19 protein-coding genes and 1 pseudogene are annotated in these 16,066 nt (G+C 66.0%); 13 read left to right on the forward strand and 7 right to left on the reverse strand.

The genetic code is table 11. From position 1 onward, the window contains the following. The first annotated feature begins 138 nt into the window (after positions 1 to 138). Positions 139 to 1,101, forward strand: coding sequence for a thiamine pyrophosphate-dependent dehydrogenase E1 component subunit alpha (locus tag K8Z49_RS37810; RefSeq protein WP_412516411.1), 963 nt, complete (start codon positions 139 to 141; stop codon positions 1,099 to 1,101). Between the two features lie 33 nt (positions 1,102 to 1,134). Beyond that, entirely contained in the window at positions 1,135 to 2,061 is a 927-nt protein-coding gene (locus K8Z49_RS37815) for an SDR family NAD(P)-dependent oxidoreductase (protein ID WP_024935192.1), read from the forward strand. Positions 2,062 to 2,083: 22 nt separating this feature from the next. Here K8Z49_RS37815 and K8Z49_RS37820 read toward each other — a convergent pair whose 3' ends face one another. The 3 genes from K8Z49_RS37820 to K8Z49_RS37830 form a co-directional block, all read right to left on the reverse strand. Beyond that, positions 2,084 to 2,929 (reverse strand): FadR/GntR family transcriptional regulator, encoded by an 846-nt coding sequence (locus K8Z49_RS37820; RefSeq protein WP_412516412.1) that lies wholly within the window; start codon positions 2,927 to 2,929, stop codon positions 2,084 to 2,086. Positions 2,930 to 3,161: 232 nt separating this feature from the next. After that, positions 3,162 to 4,058 (reverse strand): SAM-dependent methyltransferase, encoded by an 897-nt coding sequence (locus K8Z49_RS37825; protein WP_412516413.1) that lies wholly within the window; start codon positions 4,056 to 4,058, stop codon positions 3,162 to 3,164. A gap of 48 nt (positions 4,059 to 4,106) precedes the next feature. Further along, complete coding sequence (locus K8Z49_RS37830) at positions 4,107 to 5,189, reverse strand: Scr1 family TA system antitoxin-like transcriptional regulator (RefSeq protein ID WP_412516414.1); 1,083 nt, start codon at positions 5,187 to 5,189, stop codon at positions 4,107 to 4,109. Between the two features lie 673 nt (positions 5,190 to 5,862). Between K8Z49_RS37830 and K8Z49_RS37835 the strand changes: the two genes are divergently transcribed. The 4 genes from K8Z49_RS37835 (at position 5,863) to K8Z49_RS37850 (ending at position 9,036) form a co-directional block, all read left to right on the forward strand. Further along, positions 5,863 to 6,006, forward strand: coding sequence for a hypothetical protein (locus K8Z49_RS37835; RefSeq protein WP_412516415.1), 144 nt, complete (start codon positions 5,863 to 5,865; stop codon positions 6,004 to 6,006). Between the two features lie 720 nt (positions 6,007 to 6,726). Then, complete coding sequence (locus tag K8Z49_RS37840; protein WP_021592931.1) at positions 6,727 to 7,611, forward strand: DUF4429 domain-containing protein; 885 nt, start codon at positions 6,727 to 6,729, stop codon at positions 7,609 to 7,611. 802 nt (positions 7,612 to 8,413) lie between these two features. Then, a complete protein-coding gene (locus tag K8Z49_RS37845) occupies positions 8,414 to 8,782 on the forward strand; it encodes a hypothetical protein (RefSeq protein ID WP_412516416.1) in 369 nt (122 codons plus the stop codon). Further along, on the forward strand, positions 8,779 to 9,036 hold the full coding sequence (locus tag K8Z49_RS37850; RefSeq protein ID WP_412516417.1) for a hypothetical protein: 258 nt from the start codon (positions 8,779 to 8,781) through the stop codon (positions 9,034 to 9,036). Before K8Z49_RS37845 ends, K8Z49_RS37850 begins: the two co-directional genes overlap by 4 nt. A gap of 144 nt (positions 9,037 to 9,180) precedes the next feature. Here K8Z49_RS37850 and K8Z49_RS37855 read toward each other — a convergent pair whose 3' ends face one another. From K8Z49_RS37855 to K8Z49_RS37865, 3 genes are all read right to left on the reverse strand, one after another. Beyond that, a complete protein-coding gene (locus tag K8Z49_RS37855) occupies positions 9,181 to 10,317 on the reverse strand; it encodes an amidohydrolase family protein (RefSeq protein ID WP_024935196.1) in 1,137 nt (378 codons plus the stop codon). A gap of 12 nt (positions 10,318 to 10,329) precedes the next feature. After that, entirely contained in the window at positions 10,330 to 10,560 is a 231-nt protein-coding gene (locus K8Z49_RS37860; RefSeq protein ID WP_412516418.1) for a hypothetical protein, read from the reverse strand. Between the two features lie 425 nt (positions 10,561 to 10,985). After that, entirely contained in the window at positions 10,986 to 11,327 is a 342-nt protein-coding gene (locus K8Z49_RS37865; protein WP_412521252.1) for a hypothetical protein, read from the reverse strand. Here K8Z49_RS37865 and K8Z49_RS37870 point away from each other — a divergent pair. The 4 genes from K8Z49_RS37870 (at position 11,209) to K8Z49_RS37885 (ending at position 13,074) form a co-directional block, all read left to right on the forward strand. Next, a complete protein-coding gene (locus K8Z49_RS37870; protein ID WP_412521340.1) occupies positions 11,209 to 11,619 on the forward strand; it encodes a hypothetical protein in 411 nt (136 codons plus the stop codon). The genes K8Z49_RS37865 and K8Z49_RS37870 overlap by 119 nt on opposite strands. Before the next feature lie 215 nt (positions 11,620 to 11,834). Continuing rightward, entirely contained in the window at positions 11,835 to 12,194 is a 360-nt protein-coding gene (locus K8Z49_RS37875) for a hypothetical protein (protein ID WP_412516419.1), read from the forward strand. Between the two features lie 150 nt (positions 12,195 to 12,344). Beyond that, complete coding sequence (locus tag K8Z49_RS37880) at positions 12,345 to 12,806, forward strand: hypothetical protein (protein WP_412516420.1); 462 nt, start codon at positions 12,345 to 12,347, stop codon at positions 12,804 to 12,806. 127 nt (positions 12,807 to 12,933) lie between these two features. Further along, positions 12,934 to 13,074 (forward strand): hypothetical protein, encoded by a 141-nt coding sequence (locus K8Z49_RS37885; protein WP_412516421.1) that lies wholly within the window; start codon positions 12,934 to 12,936, stop codon positions 13,072 to 13,074. Positions 13,075 to 13,349: 275 nt separating this feature from the next. On the opposite strand, the gene K8Z49_RS37890 is transcribed toward K8Z49_RS37885, so the two are convergent. Continuing rightward, positions 13,350 to 13,517, reverse strand: a complete 168-nt coding sequence (locus K8Z49_RS37890) for a hypothetical protein (RefSeq protein WP_412516422.1) — start codon at positions 13,515 to 13,517, stop codon at positions 13,350 to 13,352. A 2-nt stretch (positions 13,518 to 13,519) separates the two neighbouring features. On the opposite strand from K8Z49_RS37890, the gene K8Z49_RS37895 reads away from it, so the two are divergent. The 3 genes and pseudogenes from K8Z49_RS37895 (at position 13,520) to K8Z49_RS37905 (ending at position 16,042) form a co-directional block, all read left to right on the forward strand. Then, positions 13,520 to 14,326, forward strand: a complete 807-nt coding sequence (locus K8Z49_RS37895; protein ID WP_412516423.1) for a hypothetical protein — start codon at positions 13,520 to 13,522, stop codon at positions 14,324 to 14,326. Further along, positions 14,326 to 14,868, forward strand: a pseudogene (locus K8Z49_RS37900) (UvrD-helicase domain-containing protein); the annotation flags it as partial. The gene K8Z49_RS37895 and the pseudogene K8Z49_RS37900, both read left to right, overlap by 1 nt. Positions 14,869 to 14,923: 55 nt before the next feature. Further along, positions 14,924 to 16,042, forward strand: coding sequence for a 3'-5' exonuclease (locus K8Z49_RS37905; RefSeq protein ID WP_412516424.1), 1,119 nt, complete (start codon positions 14,924 to 14,926; stop codon positions 16,040 to 16,042). Positions 16,043 to 16,066: the final 24 nt, after the last annotated feature.

Here is a 16,066-nt window from a genome sequence, read left to right on the forward strand (position 1 = left end):
AGGAAGCCTCGTATGCGGCCGGATTCTCTGCCGCACCCTCGGCCCGCCCCACGCCACACCGGGGCGACACATGGCGGCGGAGCCGCCGGGACATTCCCCGGACGCACGACGGCCCCCGACGGACAGAGGGAGGCAGGCATGACCAGGGAACACCACCTGATCGATCTGATGGACATGTGGAGGATCAGGGTCCTCGAGGAGAAGGCCGCCGAGTTCCTCGCCGCAGGGCAGCCATCGGGAGCGGCGCACATACGGATAGGACAAGAAGCCGGGCCTGTCGGCGCCTGCTCCGAGCTGGGGCCTGAAGACGCTCTCTTCGCCACCCACCGCGGGCACGGCTGGGCGTTGCAACGAGGTGTACCGGCACACGTGATCCTCGCGGAGACCCTCAGCCGAGCCACAGGCGTCCACACCGGACGCGGTGCGTCGACCGCCCGGAGACCTTGTAGCGCACCTCCGGGCGATTTCACCCCGCAGTACGGCTTCTACGGAGCGACCGCCGGCACCGGACTGCCGATCGCCGTGGGCGCCGCCATGGCGGGCCGTTTCGGCCAGAGCAACCGCGTGTCCATGACGGTGTTCGGCGATGAGGCATTGAGAGAGGGACGTGCCCAAGAGGCGGTGAACATGGCCGCGGCTTTCCGCCTACCGGTGGTCTTCATCTGCGAGGAAGACGTCCATCCGGAGGTGACCCCAAGCACAGACACGGTCATCGAAGACCAACCGTGGATGTGCGCCGCCGGATGCGGCATGGACGGCTCCCACGTGGACGGCCAGGACCCAGTGGCAGTCAGAGCCGCTTGCCGTCTGGCGGTGGAGCGGGCTCGCGCAGGTGAAGGACCGACCCTCCTTGTGCTCACGACCGAGCGACCGCCCGAACACCGCACCGGCCACGCGAGCGAGACGGACCAATGGAGTCCCACGGAGCCGATCACCCGGTTGGCGGAGAAGCTCCGAGCGTCCGGTGTCGCCGACCAGGCCATCGCGGCGGCGGAGGAAACGGCACGGAACGAGATCGAGACGGCCTGCGACCACGCCCTCGCCAACATGGCACTCGACCCGGCGAAGGCCCTAGCCCAGGCACAGTGCGCCACCGCCTGACGAAGGACCAGAGCATCGCGAAAGAGGGAGAAAATGCCAGAAATGCTCTTCGACGGGCGGGTCGCCATCGTCACCGGCGCGGGCGGAGACCCCGGGCTCGGGAGGTCATACGCGTTGATGCTGGCGTCGCGCGGCGCCCGAGTCGTGGTGAACGACGTGGGCAGCGGCGTCAAGGGCGCCTCGGACAACGCGTCCGCCGACACCGTCGTCGACGAGATCCGTGCGGCCGGCGGCAGGGCCGTGGCCGACACCCACAGCGTGGCGGACCCCGACGGCGCCCGCGCGATCGTCCAGACAGCAGTGGACGCGTTCGGAGGCGTCGACATCCTGGTCAACAACGCCGGCGTGTGCATCTACGCGGAGGCCGACGAGATGTCGGACGCTCACATGCGGCTCACCATGGACGTCAACCTCATGGGCACCCTGTGGATGTGCCGCGCCGTCTGGCCGCACATGCGCGAGACCGGCTACGGCCGCATCGTCAACACCACCTCCGCCGCCGCGAAGGGCATCGAGAAACTCTCGGCGTACGGCGCGGCCAAGGCGGGCGTCATCGGACTCACCCGCTCCCTGTCCATCGAGGCCTCGCGGCACGGAGACGTGAAGGTCAACGCGATCGGCCCGGGCGCCGGGACCCGCATGGTCGCGGTGGCGATGCGGGAGGGATCGGACGCGGCGACCGCCGCGATGCGGAACTCTCCGGATCGAGTCGCCCCGACCGTGGCCTACCTGGCCCACGAGGACTGCCGCCTCAATGGAGAGGTGCTCCAGTCGGCCTTCGGTCGCGTGTCCCGTCTCGTCCTCAAGGAGTCACCGCGCGTGGAAGACCTGGGCGAACGGCCCGAGGACGTACGGGATCACCTGGACGAGGTCATGGATCTCACCGAGGCCGAACTCGTACCGCAGACGGGCGAGGCCTTCGCGGCGATGGCACAGGCCGCGAAGCCGTACACGGCGTGAATCGCGGTCACACGACCCATGGTCAGATGCCGGCCCGGCCCTCGTCCGCCGGCCCGAGTTCGACAGGCCCGGGTGCCGTGGACGCGGCGCCGTTCGGCGCGGGTCTGGGATGCTCCTCCACGTACGCGGCGTGAGCGGTCATGGCGAGCTCCGCCGCATCGGGATCCCCGGCCTTGATCGCGTCGAGCAGCCGCTGGTGCCGCCGTCCGGCCTCCTCGGCCGACTCGGCGTCGCGAACGGGCTCGGTGACCATGTGCAGCGCGTAGATGAGGCATGCGAGGACCCGGTTGCGGGAGGCGAGCGCCACCGTCGTGTGGAACTGGGTGTCCATCGCCAGAGCCTTCGGGTCGTCGCGCGAAGTGCGGGCCAGCTGCGCGAGGATCCGTTCAAGCGCGCGGACGTCGGCGCCGGTCCGGTTCTCCGCGGCGAGCCGGGCGGTCGGCACCGCGAGCATCCGGCGTACAGCACCCGCCTCACCCGGCTCGATCGTGCCGAGCTTGAGAAGGTTCTGCATCCCCTCCAGCACCACCCGCCCCAGCGCCCAATGGTCCACGCTTCGGACGAAGCTGCCACCTCCGGAGCCCGGCACCTTCGTGATGAGGCCATTGGCCGCCAACGAGCGCAACGCCTCGCGAACCGTGGTCCGAGAGACCGAGAACTTCGAGGCAAGCGCGGCCTCACTCGGCAGCCGCGTCCCGATCGCCAACTGGCCGCTGAGGATCGCCTGGCGGATCTGCTCCTCCACCTGCTCGCGCGGCCGAAGAACCGGCTTCGGCTCGAACAGCGCCTCATCGGCGGCCGCGGCTTGAGGAGCAACGTCGGACATTGAAGGCCCTTCCTGAAGCGCCCATCTGCCAACCACCAGCACTAGCCCCACCGTACCTTCGGACACCGCTCCGGCAGGCACCAACGGCATACTGTCCAATATTCAAAGCTAAGACCGAAAGCACCCCAACCACGAGGCATCCTCGCCACCTGCACCCCTGACTCCCGGAGCCATCATCCCAACGCCTCGAGAGAGCTGCGCCGAAGTATCAGCACACGCCCGATCCGCCGCAGGGGCTTCTCACCAGGGTTGATCGGTATGGCGATTGAGGGATTCAGTCTTTCCTCCCGACGCCACCGTAGGCGTGGGCGTCCGGCGTCGGTTCGAAGGGGCTGGGTTCAGGATGCCAGCGGTTGACCGGGACAAAGCCTGGTTCGATCATGGTTAGCCCGTCGAAGAAGGCGGCGACTTGGTCGGGTCGGCGGAGTCGGTACGGGACCGCGCCGGTTTCGTCGTAGCCCTCCTGGGCTTCGGCGAAGGCCTCGTCGGTGTCGGTGCCGTCGTTCAACGCCAGGTAGCTGCCCGACGGAAGTCCGGCCAAGAGGCGCCGGACGAGATCTCGGGCCGTGGCATCGTCAGTGACGTGGCCCATGATGCCGTTGAGGATCAGAGCAATGGGTTCATTGAAGTCGAGGGTTTTTCTGGCGCCGCGCAGGATGGCGGGCGGGTCGTAGAGGTCGGCATCAACGTAGTCGGTGGCCCCGTCGGTGGTGCTCGTCAGAAGCGCCCTGGCGTGGACTAGGACGAGTGGGTCGTTGTCGACGTAGACGATGCGTGAGTTCGGGGCCACCCGCTGCGCCACCTCGTGAGTGTTGTCCACGGTGGGCAGGCCGGTCCCCACATCCAAGAACTGCCGGATGCCTTCCACCTCGGCCAGGTAGCGGATCGCTCTGGAGAGGAACGCTCGGGAATGACGGGCCAGATCGATGATGCCAGGGAAAACACGAACGTACTCGTCGCCGGCCTGCTGATCAACCGGGAAGTTGTCCTTTCCGCCCAGCCAGTAATTCCATATTCGGGCCGAGTGGGGCACCGAGGTGTCGATGGTGGCGTCCAACATTTTCTCGTGCTCCTGGCGGGCGGGCTCGTCGTTTCGGCTGTTCACGCTCGTCTCCCATGAGTTTGCCGTGTCGTCACGGCGGTGTTTGACGTAGGCGTCGCGCCCCAACATGACAGCAGACCTCTGGGGTCGTTGGCCAGACCACGTCGGCGTCGGACGTCACAGCCGCTTGAGGATGCTGCGCAGGATTTGCGTCGAGTCGTCCGGTAGCGCCGCTGAAACAGCCAGCTCGCTCAGCACAGCATAATACTCCCTCACTAATGGCGAATCGGGCGGATACAGTCCGTGTTGCCACTCCTGCAAAACGAGCACGTCCGGGACATCCGCCTGACGGAAACGCAGCAGCCGAATCGGGCCTCTGGCGCAGAAGTGAGCACTGCCCGCAGGGCGGATCTGGAGGGTGACCTGAATCAGGTTGGTCAGGTCGAGCAGGTGCTGCAACTGTCCGCGCCACACGTGGGATGGAAGGTCGAGATACGGTGGCTGACGGAGTGCCGTCTCCTCAAGCACGATCCACAATGCGACGGCATCAGCGCGGCGCAGCATGCGTTGCCCATGAGCTTGCAAGGTGGTCGGCTCCGCTTCCCTGGCGTAGCGGTCGGATGAAGACTGAAGGTGGTCGGCCAACTCTGCCGTCTGCAGGTGAGCGGGAATGCCGTGTGGATCGTAGATACGCAAGCGGCTGCACCACTCCTCAAGCACCAGACAGGGCTGGAGCGAGCGTGCTACGCGCATCCCGGAGGCGGTCACGCCAGGCTGCTGCTTTCGTGCCCAGTCGAGGAGAACGGCGCGCCGCTCGTCCTCGTCATCGAAGGGGCCGTCGGCTTGCCGCTGAAAGCGAGGCAACTGCAGTTGAGAAGTCCCAGCCTGTCCCTGGCTGGATCGTTTCACGCAATTCAGCAGTTTCAGCGCCTTCTCGTGTCGCTGTTTCCACTTGGCGACCGTCCCGATGGCGACATCGGGGGCTAGACCGCGACGGGCCGCCATCTCACGGAACACGATCACCAGCGAGCGGGTCATCTCCCACCTTGGTAGCCGCCGCCGCTGCTTGGTGAACAGATCATTCACCGTCGAGCTCAGCAGGGATATCACCGGCCCACCCGGCGGCTGCTGCGTTCGCTGCCGCAACTCTTCCGCAAGCTGTTCGATGGCGGCATAGGAGGGCGGCGCAGCGGTCGCTCGCGCGGCGTCCAGTTCGGCGATGAAGTCGTTGATCACGCGCTGCTTGAACTCGTCCGACAACCCATGCTCCGAGAGTGTGTGAGGAAACCCCGCTCACATTCCGGCGGACATCCTGTCATCGCCACCGGAAACGGAACAGGTCAGTTGACACACTCGCCTCGCCGACCTTCCCGAACACCTTGATCATCGGCATTCCAAGATCGCTGAATGATAGGCAAGCACTTACTTGTGATTCGGTTTGTATCCGGTTTTGTCCGGGTACCCGCGATTCCGGTTCCAGGGTGGTCCGATGTGCTTCAGCGTTGGCGCGTGCCCGAACCGCCACAGTCAACCCGCGACAGAGCCACTTCGGCGGCGACCAGCCATGCCGCAGTATGTCGCCCGCATGGCGTCAGTGTAGATGACGAGGTACTCGCCCTGTGTCTGTACACGGTCTGGGCGCTGCGCACCGGCCGCCCGCTTCCGACACGACCGTATACCGACCTGACCCGCCCGGAATTGGAGGAATTTTGGAGTGACCACGTCCCCACCCCACCGAGCGCCATTCAGAACATCGTCGGACAGGCATTGCACTGAAAACGCAGTGGGATCCGCCGAGACGATCTGTCGGCTCGGCCGATCGCGACCCGCGCGTGCTCGACGAGCCCGACCGATTCGACCTGGGCCGCGATAGTGCTGCGAAGATCAGCTTCGGGTCTGGCCGGCACCACTGCATCGGCGCCCACTTGCGCGGGTGGAGGTCCGCGTCGCGCTGGAGGAGCTCACGGCCCGGGTCAGCGTCTACAGCATCAATGAGACCGGTGCCCGCCGCATCAACTCGCCCTATGAGCGCGGTTTCACCAGCCTGCCGACCGCGGTCACGCCCAGGAGGGTCTGACCGGTTCAGGGCTTGCGGGCGACGGCGCCGATGAAGTGGCTCCCTTGCGGGTTTGCTCCGTGCAGCGGGGACGCGGGCGGCCCACTCGGGGCCCACACGATGCCGGGGCCAAGGAGGTGAAGCCCGGTGAAGAACTATTCACACCTCAGCCGGGTCTCGTGAGTAGATCGGCGGCTTCGATCTTCGATACACGGCTTTGGAGTGCGCGGTGCCGCCAAGGTCCATGCCGCCCTCATAGCCATGGGAGATCGCCACATGGCTGCCCTGGGCCAGATGCCCCATCAAGCGACCGACGAGCCCGGCGGAATCCTCGTCGTCCCCGGACGAAGTGCAGGACCGCCACCACCAGCTGGGTCTGGGCGCGCGACGGGGTTCTGGAAGACCTGATGAACTTGATGACCAGCAGAGCGGCGGCCGACTTGGACCTGGTCAGCGTGGACTCCACCGTCTGCCGCCCGCATCATCGTGCCGCCAGTATGTTTTCACGCTGTGCAGGAGGATACGCGGGCCACGGCGTGATCGCGGGTTGACGATTCACTCCCGGAAGCTGAGAAGCTCTTGGCGGACAGATCGATCACCACAGCCGGATCTGCAACCATCAGGAGCTTCGGGCGCCTCATCGAGCCTGCAGCAGAGGCTTGCTGCGAACGTGGGGATGGCTCGCGCGGCGCTCGATGTCGTTCTCCTCCGCCAGCGCCGCGCGTACTACGATTTTGGTTCATGGAGGCCATTTCGCGCGAAGGCAAATGGACGTTCGACGGCGAGATACTGCGCATCGTCCCAGCCCGTGAGCGGGGTGTGCACAAACTGCGCAAGGCGATGGGTGAGCTCGTGGTGCCGGTCGAGGCGATCGCCGGCGTGGTCTTCGAACCGGGACGCAAGAGCGGCTGGCTACGCCTCCGCCTGCGCGCCGGAGCGGACCCGTTCAGCCAGGTCGTCGGAAGCGCGCTCACCGACTCTGCCGCCGACCCCTACCGGCTGTCGATCGACGCGGGCCGGACGGACGCCGCCGAATACCTAGTGGAGGAAATCCGCCACTCGCTCCTGCTCGAACAGGTGCCGGACGGGCCCTGCGATCGGTTCCTCATGCCCGGGCCGCCGGTGCCGGTGAGCGCTTCGGCGGGGGACGGCACGGCATCGTTCGACGGCGAACGGGTGCGCCTGGAGTGGAACTGGATGGCCAGTTCACGCAAGGAAGGGGCCGGGCCACAGTTGTTCGACCTCGCCGACATCGCGGGAGTGGAGTGGGCACCCCAGTCGGGGATGGGCTACGGCTTCCTGCGTTTTCGGCTTAGGGCGGGCGACTCCGGGCAGACGGCGGAAAACGACCCGCAATGCCTCGCCTGGGGCATACAAAAGGAGGGTGGGCTGACGGCGCTGGTGGCGGCCGCCGTGGTCGCCCATCTGCCGCACCCGTCCGCACCCGCAGTCCAAGCCGCACCGCCCGCTATCGCCGCCCCCGAGCCTCACGTGCAGGAGGCTCCGGCCCACGATCACGACACCCTGTTGCGGCGGCTGCGCGAGTTGGGCGAGCTGCACAAAGAGGGCATCGTCAATGACGAGGAGTTCGCCACCGCCAAACAGGCACTGCTGCGCGGCCTGTGAGTTCCCTATCCAGCCGGCACGCGCGTGTGTGACTCGATCTCGACAAGCCCGGTCAAGTGGGCCAGGCGCCGAAACCGACACAGCCTATGTACTCTCACCTGCACGGACATAAGCCTTGGCGTCATCGTCCGGTAGTGACCACAGGGTCTTCGGCGGAACCGGTCCAGAGAGTCAAAGGAGAACCGAGCCCGCGAAATGTACTCGAAGTGGTGCGGGTGTTGGCGATCTCTTGCATGGAGCTGAAGTGACGAACGATGAAGTCGCGGAGGTCGTCGTTGGAGAGGACCGCCCAGTGCAATCGGCAGTCGTCACCTCACCCCGAGACAGGACGTATGCGCTCAGAACGTTTACATACCAGGTAATCAGCCCGGGGCCGCATCAGCCCGGGCCGCAAGGCGGCCTGGATTCGCGCTCGGGTGCCGTTGCGTTGCCGGCGTCGAAACAACCCGTGAACCGCCTGCCAGGACTGGGAGCACTCTGACAACTGGCCCGCCCAGTTCAACAAGCCCCACTGGGCCGCCTTCCCTGAGACAGGACAGGCACCCGAACACACGTATATACGTTCCTGCTTCTCGGGATCTGGCTCAAATTCCGTGAAGCAGTGACAGTTTGTGAGGGTCGCTCGGTGGCGGAGGTGTGGGCGGTGAGGACGCGGACCATGCTGGTGTCGCCTTCATACAATCCCTGCGGCGACTCATAGGTCTTCTGAGAACTCCCATAAGTCTGTTCGCTCGGTTACAGCGCCCTTGGAGGAGAGCCTGAAAAGTCCAACCTCCCAGCCCACGACCTCAAGGACCGGCTCGTGGACGGCGTCGAGAGCCTGCGCGAGATCACCCGTGACGACGTCAAAAGGGCCATCGCCACCCGCGAGGGGACGCCGGCCCGTTCGATCCACATCGTCCTGCGGAATGTCTTCCGGGCCCTTCGGCAAAAGGGCGTGATCTTCCGCGATCCCACCCGTGGCCTCGTCTTCGCCGGGATCAACAAGATCCCGCCTTCCATGCGCTCAGCGGCACCGACATCCGCCACCTGCTGCTCACCGACCTCGACCTGTCCCGTGAGCGCCTCATCGTCCGGTGCCCTGGCAAACGGCACATCATCTACCTGGACGAACTCACCTACCGCTGCGCCTCCGCGTGGCTCCGCGAACGTCACCGCCGCTGGCCAGTGACCACCAACCCGCATCTGCTGATCAACCGATGGACCGCGGTAGACACCACTCACTCGCCCATCGGCACCACGTTCACCGCCGTCTTCCGGCCCACCGGACTCACGATGCAGACGCTACGGCAGGACCGGATCCGCGACGAGGCATTCGAGGTCGACGACCCGTTGCACCTGATGCGCCTGTTCGGTATCTCCTCGCAGTCCGCAATGCGGTACATCACTGCGGCTCACCCCGAACGCACCGCAAAGCTTCCCTGATGAGGCGAGCGGCAGCCATCAACCAGCAGAGCCAGGATCAACGTTGCATGAAGACCGCGTGATGCGGCAGCCGCGCATCGCATACTTTGGCTGTACTCTCGCCTTACAGCCAAAGCATTCTCCACTTCTGCCGACGCTGGCGCGTCACTTCACGGGCACTTTCATTCTGAACAGTTTCTCTGCATTTCGGAACGCAATCTTTTCCTTGGCTTCGCGTGGCAAATCGACTCCGCGGAACCAGTCGGTCTGCTCCTTTATGTCCGCGAACGGGTAGTCGGTTGCGAACATCACTCGATCCACGCTTATGTACTTCAGCAGGAGATCGAGCAGTTCGGTCTGAGGGAATGCGCTGGTTGTGACCCAGAAGTTGTCCTGAAAGTATTGCCCGAAGGGCTTCTCGAGCGAGTCTTCGGTCGGCTCGCCCATGTCATTGATGATCCGCTTGTAGTAGAAGGGAAGACCTTCGCCCATGTGGCCGATGATGATCTTCAGTTTGGGGAATCTATCAAAAACCCCGTACGCGATCATCCGAATGCATTGGGTCAGCACCTCCTGGTGCCAGCCATATCCAGACCCACTGAAAATGTAGTCTTGGTACTCTTCCGTGTATTTAGACCGTGTGGTGCTGTAGTAGATCTTGAAGACCTCGTCGGCTGGATAGCCGGGATGCAGGTAGATCGGCACATCGAGAGCAACGGCGCGTGCCAGCACAGGCTCGAAATCAGGATGATCGAGATACTTCTTCGCGATGTGTCCGTTGGTCAGTGCGCCCAAGAAGCCATCTTCCCGAACCGAGCGTTCCAGTTCGTCCGCCGCCGCCTCCGGGCTCTGCAAGGGCAAGGTGGCGAAAGCCTTGAAGCGGCCCGGATATTTGGTGATCGGCCCGTCTACAAGTTGCCGGTTAAGACGATAGGCAAGATCGATGCCCCTTTGTCCGGGGACATTTTGTACGGAGGGTGTATGAGCAGAGAGGATTTGAACGTTGAGTCCCCCCGCATCCATATCGCCGATGCGGCGTTGCCCTAGATCCGAAAGACCAATTTCCTCAAGGAACGCTATGTGATCCTGATTGATGGAGTTCAGCTTCAACAACGTGGGAGTCGAAAAGGTCTCCTCCGTGCCGATGAAGGGCAGGTCCCGGTCTCGCGATGCAATGTCCGGAGTCTTGTCCGGAGTCTTGTTCCCGTCCGCTGCCGAAACGGCGGCATACGCGGACAAGCCGGCACCAGCGCCAAGTGCCGTGGTAGCGGCTAGAAAGCCGCGGCGTCCCATGGACTTCATGTCAGTCTCTCTTCAGGTGTTTGTCAGGTGGAGGAACCGCTCGCCGGCGCGCAGCGGCTGTGGTGGAGCTGACAACCCGCCCGCGTGCGCGCTGTGCGGGCCGGTCGCGGCGGGCGCCGCACTGTGGTCGGCGTGCGACCCGCGGGCGGCGACAGTGAAGGTCGTCGCCAGCGCCCTGGTGGCCGCCCCGAACCTCAACCGCCCGGGCGGCGCTTCCCCTGACGGCGCTGCGTCGACTGCCATCACTAGCCTCCTACATACGGGTTGCATCGCTTACCTGGATGCCTACTTCCTACCGAGCGAACCTGAGACGAACGTTAGAACCCGTCCTTAAACCGTCGCGGTGCAGAGGCCGGACGGATGCTCGACGGCCGACGCTGTCGCATATGGCTCTCGTCGCCCGTGGATCCATGTTGTGTACCGGTGCGAGAATCCCTGAATGCGCTCGACCGATGACACGATGCCGGTCACTCTCTGACTGCGGCGGAACTCCTGTCCTCGCTGGAGGATGTAGACACTTCAACTCTCTCCAAGGCGGAGTTGCGCCAGATCAAGCACTGGCAGCCCGCGACTCTTGGTGCGGCGATCTTCTTCAAGGTCCGGTTGCGCAGGAACAACCGTTCCACTCGTCGGCGCGTACACCGAGGCCCGGCGCTCCAACAGAGACGTCATGCCAATTGCCGTTGTAGAGGCTGCCGTTCGCCTGCCAGGCGGGCGATACGTCCCCCACCGTGATCGTGTGTCTGCACCGCCTGCGCCCCGCCGCCGACAGGGCCTCCGCCTCCGAACCGATGGCAACGGGCGCGGGCGCGATGGGCCGACCGGCACGCTCTGCCAGGCCTCGGGTGGACCCGGTCCCACGCCTGGGCTTCGGTCTTGCCGTAGTTGGTGGTGTCGCTGACGGTGGTGATCGCCGCCTCGGGCCAGGTCTCGGGGTTGGCGAAGCGGAACTCCCTGCCGTGCTTCGGCGGTCGCCCGCCCTGGGGACAGGCCAGGGCGTACTCCTTGATCGAGGGCTTCGGCAGCCGCACCACCCGGTCGCTGCGGATCCGCCCCACCAGCCCGACTGGAGCTCAGATGCGACCCGGCCCGCAGACGAGGGCGCTGTGGGAGATGTTCTCCGACCTGATGGACCTCGACGCCCACCAGTACGTCGCCGACCCGCTCGCCGGCATGGACGCCCGGTACGACCTGGGCGACGACCACCGGCTCGTCGGCACCCTGTGCCCGGACATGAAGTTGACGCGAACCAGGCAGCGACGAACACGTCGCGCTGGCCGACGCGATCTGTACCGCGACTGAGCAGCTGTTGACCGCCGAGGATCAGCTGCGCGATCGGGTGCGGCGGCAGGCGCGGCAGCGCCTCGGCGTCGCGTTGGGCGCTGGTAGCGGCCACGCTCGCCGCCATCGCCGCGGCGCCGGCGGCGTTCGGCTGGCTGGCCCGCGCCTGGCTGCAGCCGACGATTCTGCTGGCGATCGTCGCGCTGGTTGTGGCGTTCGGCGCACACTACGACCAAGTGGACCCCCGCTTCGACGGCCCGTACGTGCCGTTGGCCCGCCAGGCGCACGCCGCGTTCTTGATGGGCGCGGCCGTCGGCGTGACGGTCGTGATGATCCTGCAGGTGTCCTCGTTGTGGGGGATGGCGATCGTCGTCCTGGTGGCGTTCGCCCGTCCGATGTGCACCGCTCTGGTCAAAGACAGCTTGGCCGGCAACACCAAGACTCGCAGCCAGACCGCCACCACTGGTGCGGGCCACGCCGCCCGGGAAGGGGCACGATCGTTACCTACTCCGTCACTCACGCCGCCGCCGCCGCCGACGACCTCGATGACCTCGCCGACGATGCGGCGGACCTGCGTCGCAGGCTGGACCAGCTGAACAGCACCGTTCAGCCAGGAACATGCCGAAAGGCTGTATGAGCTGGAGAACCACCGGCTGGAGGAACTGCGCGGCCAGCTCGAACGGCTGGACGAGCGCGCCGACGACCACGACGACCAGCCCGCCGCGCTGCGTGCCGACCTGCGGCGCTTGAGCGGGCACCTGCGCTGGCTGGAGCGCCATGTGCGCACCGGACGCGGCCTGGAGCCGATCGATCTGGACCAGGCGCCCACCACGTGGACCGACCTGGCCCGGCGCGTACGCGCCGGTGACACCGCCCGCGCATCGTTGCTGACCGAGCAGAACCGCCGGTACCTGCGCGGCGAGATCACCCGGTACAACACCGTCGCCACCCAGGCCCAGCAGCAGGAGACCCGGGCCCTGCAATACAGCAAGACCCTCGCCCACAGCTCCCCTGGCACCGCCGAGCACAACAACGCGGCCGCCGAGTTCCGCTCCGCCCGCGCCGAACTGGACCAGCTCCACCAGCAGGCGCAACGGCTGCAGCCGCGCGCCCTAGACGCCAGCGCGCAACTGCAGGCCGACGATGAGCTGCGCGTGAAGGTCGGGCCACAGATCATGCACGCCGAACGCGCCCGACCCAGCTACTGACCAAACTGCGCAACAGGATCGGCCAAGCGGTCCGCCACCACGAACTGTTCCCCGGCTGGTTCACCACTACCTTCGGCTACCAACCCCCTCCGACCACGCCCAACAGTGGGCCAACCTGGCCACCGATATGCTGGCCTACCGCCTCATCTGGAACGTCATCGACCAGGTGACCGCCCTCGGCGACACACCGCCAGCCGATGCCACGCACCAAGCTCAGCGCACCGAACACCAAGCCCTGACCACCCGACTCGCCGGCCTGCGAGCCTGACCGGGCCCTCCCACGCGCCCTCCGGGCACACACCAGAGAGTTCCCGCGAGCGCTGAATCGTTCGCGGTGCCTGCCGAGACGACGGTCTGCACGCGTTATCCCCCATCGCATGCCGAGACAGCGACTCAGCGGGCGACGACCTGGCGTGGTGGCCGTCCGCTCTTCGAAGCTCGCATGCCGGCCTGGCCGGACCGGTAGGCCGGACCGGGCCCTACCGGGGTAGCGGGGCGGGGGAGAGGGACCGCACGGGTCTTATGTCCCGCCAGCACCCCGTTCTACTGTGAACCGGCCGGACGGCGCAGCGTCGTCACCGTGCCGTCCGGCCGGACGTCGGCCGGAACCTTCCCCATGTCCAGCAGCCGGAACGCCGTCACCCACCGGGCGATCTCCAGCTCCTCGCCGCCGCATCCCCGCACGATGCCAGCGACGTACTTCTGCGACAACGGTGGCTTTCGAGCGATTCGGCCCGGACGCGATCGTCGTCCTCAATCGCGACGACAACGGGACCCTGTCCAGCTGCACCATCGACCTCGGCGAGGACATCAAGCCCAAGAAGTACCGCGAGCAGCGCCGTCAGTTCGCCGAGGCCGTCTTGGCAAACGCCGTGCTGGTCGTCGAGGGCGGCACCGAAGTCGCGACCTACCTGGCAGTGGCCGACGTCCTAGACGCCGACCCGGCGACCGACTACCAACACCCAGACCTGGCCGGCCTGACCGTGTTCGATGCCGGTGGCGACGCGCGCGTCCCGATGTACGGGCCGGTGTTCGCCGCACTCGGCAAGACCGTATTCGGCGCGCACGACACACCCATACCCCCGCTCACCGACGACCAGAACACCAAGGCCAAGTCGTTCGCGATCCACCTCGACATCGGCTACCTCGGCATCGAGGATCTCCTCGTCGCCGAGATCAACCCGGGTATCCTCCGCGACTTCCTTATGGCGGTCTCATCCCGCACCGATTGCCCCCAGCAGTTCGGATACCTCCCGGCAGGCGCCGGCGACGAGCAGGTGATTGAACTGGCGAAGAAGGTCCTGAAGGCACGGAAGGGCACGGAAACGCTCGCGCCCCTGCTGATCGCCGAATGCGGGCCGGCCCAGCTGCCGCCGACGCTCGCCAAGCTGATGCTGGACATCAACGCGCACCTGACGGCAAAGGCAGCCAGCGACAACGCCGCGACGGCCGAAACCGGAGCACAGGCTGGCACGACCGAGGACGGCAACTCCGACACGAGCGGGCCCGGCGAGGGGTGATGGAGCTCGACGACACGCGCCGAGCCATCCTCGACGCGGCCGGTCACCTGCTGATCGAGTGCGGACCCGGCAGCGGCAAGACCACCATCGCGCTGCTCAAGGCCGCCAAGACGCTGGGGAGTCTGGAACCCGAGCAGCGGGTCGTGTTCTTGTCCTTCTCGCGCGCCGCCATCCGGCAGATCTCCGACCGTGTCGCCGAGCACCTTCCCCACGCGATCCGCGATCATCTGGAGATCCGGACCTTCCATGCCTTCTTGTTGGACCTTGTCCGCGCGCACGGGCCGCTCCTGACCGGAACGCCAGCAACGTTTGTTCCGCCCGACGCCGAAGCTCCTCTCAAGGCCGATCAAGACGGCGACTGGGACGCCGAAACCCAGGCCCTCGCCCGCCGCGGAATCTATGTGTTCGACCAGCTTGCACCGGTCACCGCGATGCTGTTGGAACGCAGCCCCGCGCTCCGGTGGCTGTACAGCGACCGGTACCCGCTCGTCATCGTGGACGAATTCCAAGACACCAACCTGGACCAATGGCGCGTCATCCAGATGCTGGCCCAGACCAGCACGATCATCTGCCTCGCAGACCCCGACCAGAAAATCTATGAAAGCTTTGTCAAGGGGGGTCGACGAGGCGCGCCTGCAACAGGTCATCGACGCCCTTGCACCGAAGCGGTTCGACCTTGCGGGCGACAACCACCGCAGCGCGGGCAACGGCATTCTCGACTACGCCAACGCGGTCCTACGCAACCAGCCCGCAGCACTACCCCAGTCGATCGGCGACCTGCGCTACAACTACCCGGACACCCCGGAACGGCTCACCCACCGAGTGATCCTGCACCTCCAAAAGCACCTCACCGAGCAACTCGGCAAGGTACCCACCATCGCTGTCCTAGCCCCCTCCAGCCTGTTCGCCGCGGCGCTCTCCGAAGCCATCTCTGCCGAGCAGCGGTCAGCCAAGGTGCAGGTTCTGCCGCCGGTCGATCACGAACTCGTGTGGGACCCGGGCCTGTCCGCCGCTGCCGGATTCGTCGCCGCCAGCATCCTCGAATGGCCCGCGCTCCCGCCCACCGAGGCCATCACCGCGACACTGCGCAACATCGCCGACTTCTACCGGGTCAAGCTCGCAGGGAAGCCGTCCACCAGCGCCCGATCGGCCATCGCGGCCACCGAGAACGCGATCAACGCATTCCTCAGCGGCAAGACGGTACGCACGAATACGGCCAAGGCGATCATCGCTGCCTACGAGGCCGGGCTCCAGCTCACCGGCAACCCGGTCACCGACTGGCAACTCGCCCGTACACGGCTACGCGGATCGGCGCAGTTGGAGGAGGTGTTCAGCAAAGCGCGGCTGCTCCGCCTGCTACACGCGACCGACGCCCTTGCCTGGGGACTCAGCGACATCTGGGACGGCTATACCGCCTACCCAGGCGCAGCTGACACCGTCCGCCGCATCCTCGCCGAGGAGACACTCGCCGGCCGGCCGGCAGAACCCCACCCGGTCACGCTGATGAACATGCACAAATCCAAGGGCAAGGAATTCGACGCAGTCATCATCGTCGAAGGACAGCACCGCGACCGGCTTCTCGACTCGACCTGGGAGACCAGGCGCGCCGTCCGAAATCGGCGCGTGCTCCGGGTCGCGATCACCCGAGCCCGACACGCCGCCTGCTTCGTACGCCCCCCGGACGCCGTCCCACTCGTACCTCCAATTGCCAGGTGATGTCTGAAGGGAGAAACTCCCGGC

Source organism: Actinomadura madurae, from assembly GCF_047130825.1.
Taxonomy (GTDB): Bacteria; Actinomycetota; Actinomycetes; order Streptosporangiales; family Streptosporangiaceae; genus Spirillospora; species Spirillospora madurae.

What these genes read in the sequence shown, in the direction of transcription:
- K8Z49_RS37810 (WP_412516411.1), top strand. Translation starts at nt 139, where the DNA reads ATGACCAGGGAACACCACCTGATCGATCTGATGGACATGTGGAGGATC.
- K8Z49_RS37815 (WP_024935192.1), top strand. Translation starts at nt 1,135, where the DNA reads ATGCCAGAAATGCTCTTCGACGGGCGGGTCGCCATCGTCACCGGCGCG.
- K8Z49_RS37825 (WP_412516413.1), bottom strand. Translation starts at nt 4,058, where the DNA reads ATGTTGGGGCGCGACGCCTACGTCAAACACCGCCGTGACGACACGGCA.
- K8Z49_RS37840 (WP_021592931.1), top strand. Translation starts at nt 6,727, where the DNA reads ATGGAGGCCATTTCGCGCGAAGGCAAATGGACGTTCGACGGCGAGATA.
- K8Z49_RS37855 (WP_024935196.1), bottom strand. Translation starts at nt 10,317, where the DNA reads ATGAAGTCCATGGGACGCCGCGGCTTTCTAGCCGCTACCACGGCACTT.
- K8Z49_RS37860 (WP_412516418.1), bottom strand. Translation starts at nt 10,560, where the DNA reads ATGGCAGTCGACGCAGCGCCGTCAGGGGAAGCGCCGCCCGGGCGGTTG.
- K8Z49_RS37885 (WP_412516421.1), top strand. Translation starts at nt 12,934, where the DNA reads ATGCTGGCCTACCGCCTCATCTGGAACGTCATCGACCAGGTGACCGCC.
- K8Z49_RS37905 (WP_412516424.1), top strand. Translation starts at nt 14,924, where the DNA reads ATGAAAGCTTTGTCAAGGGGGGTCGACGAGGCGCGCCTGCAACAGGTC.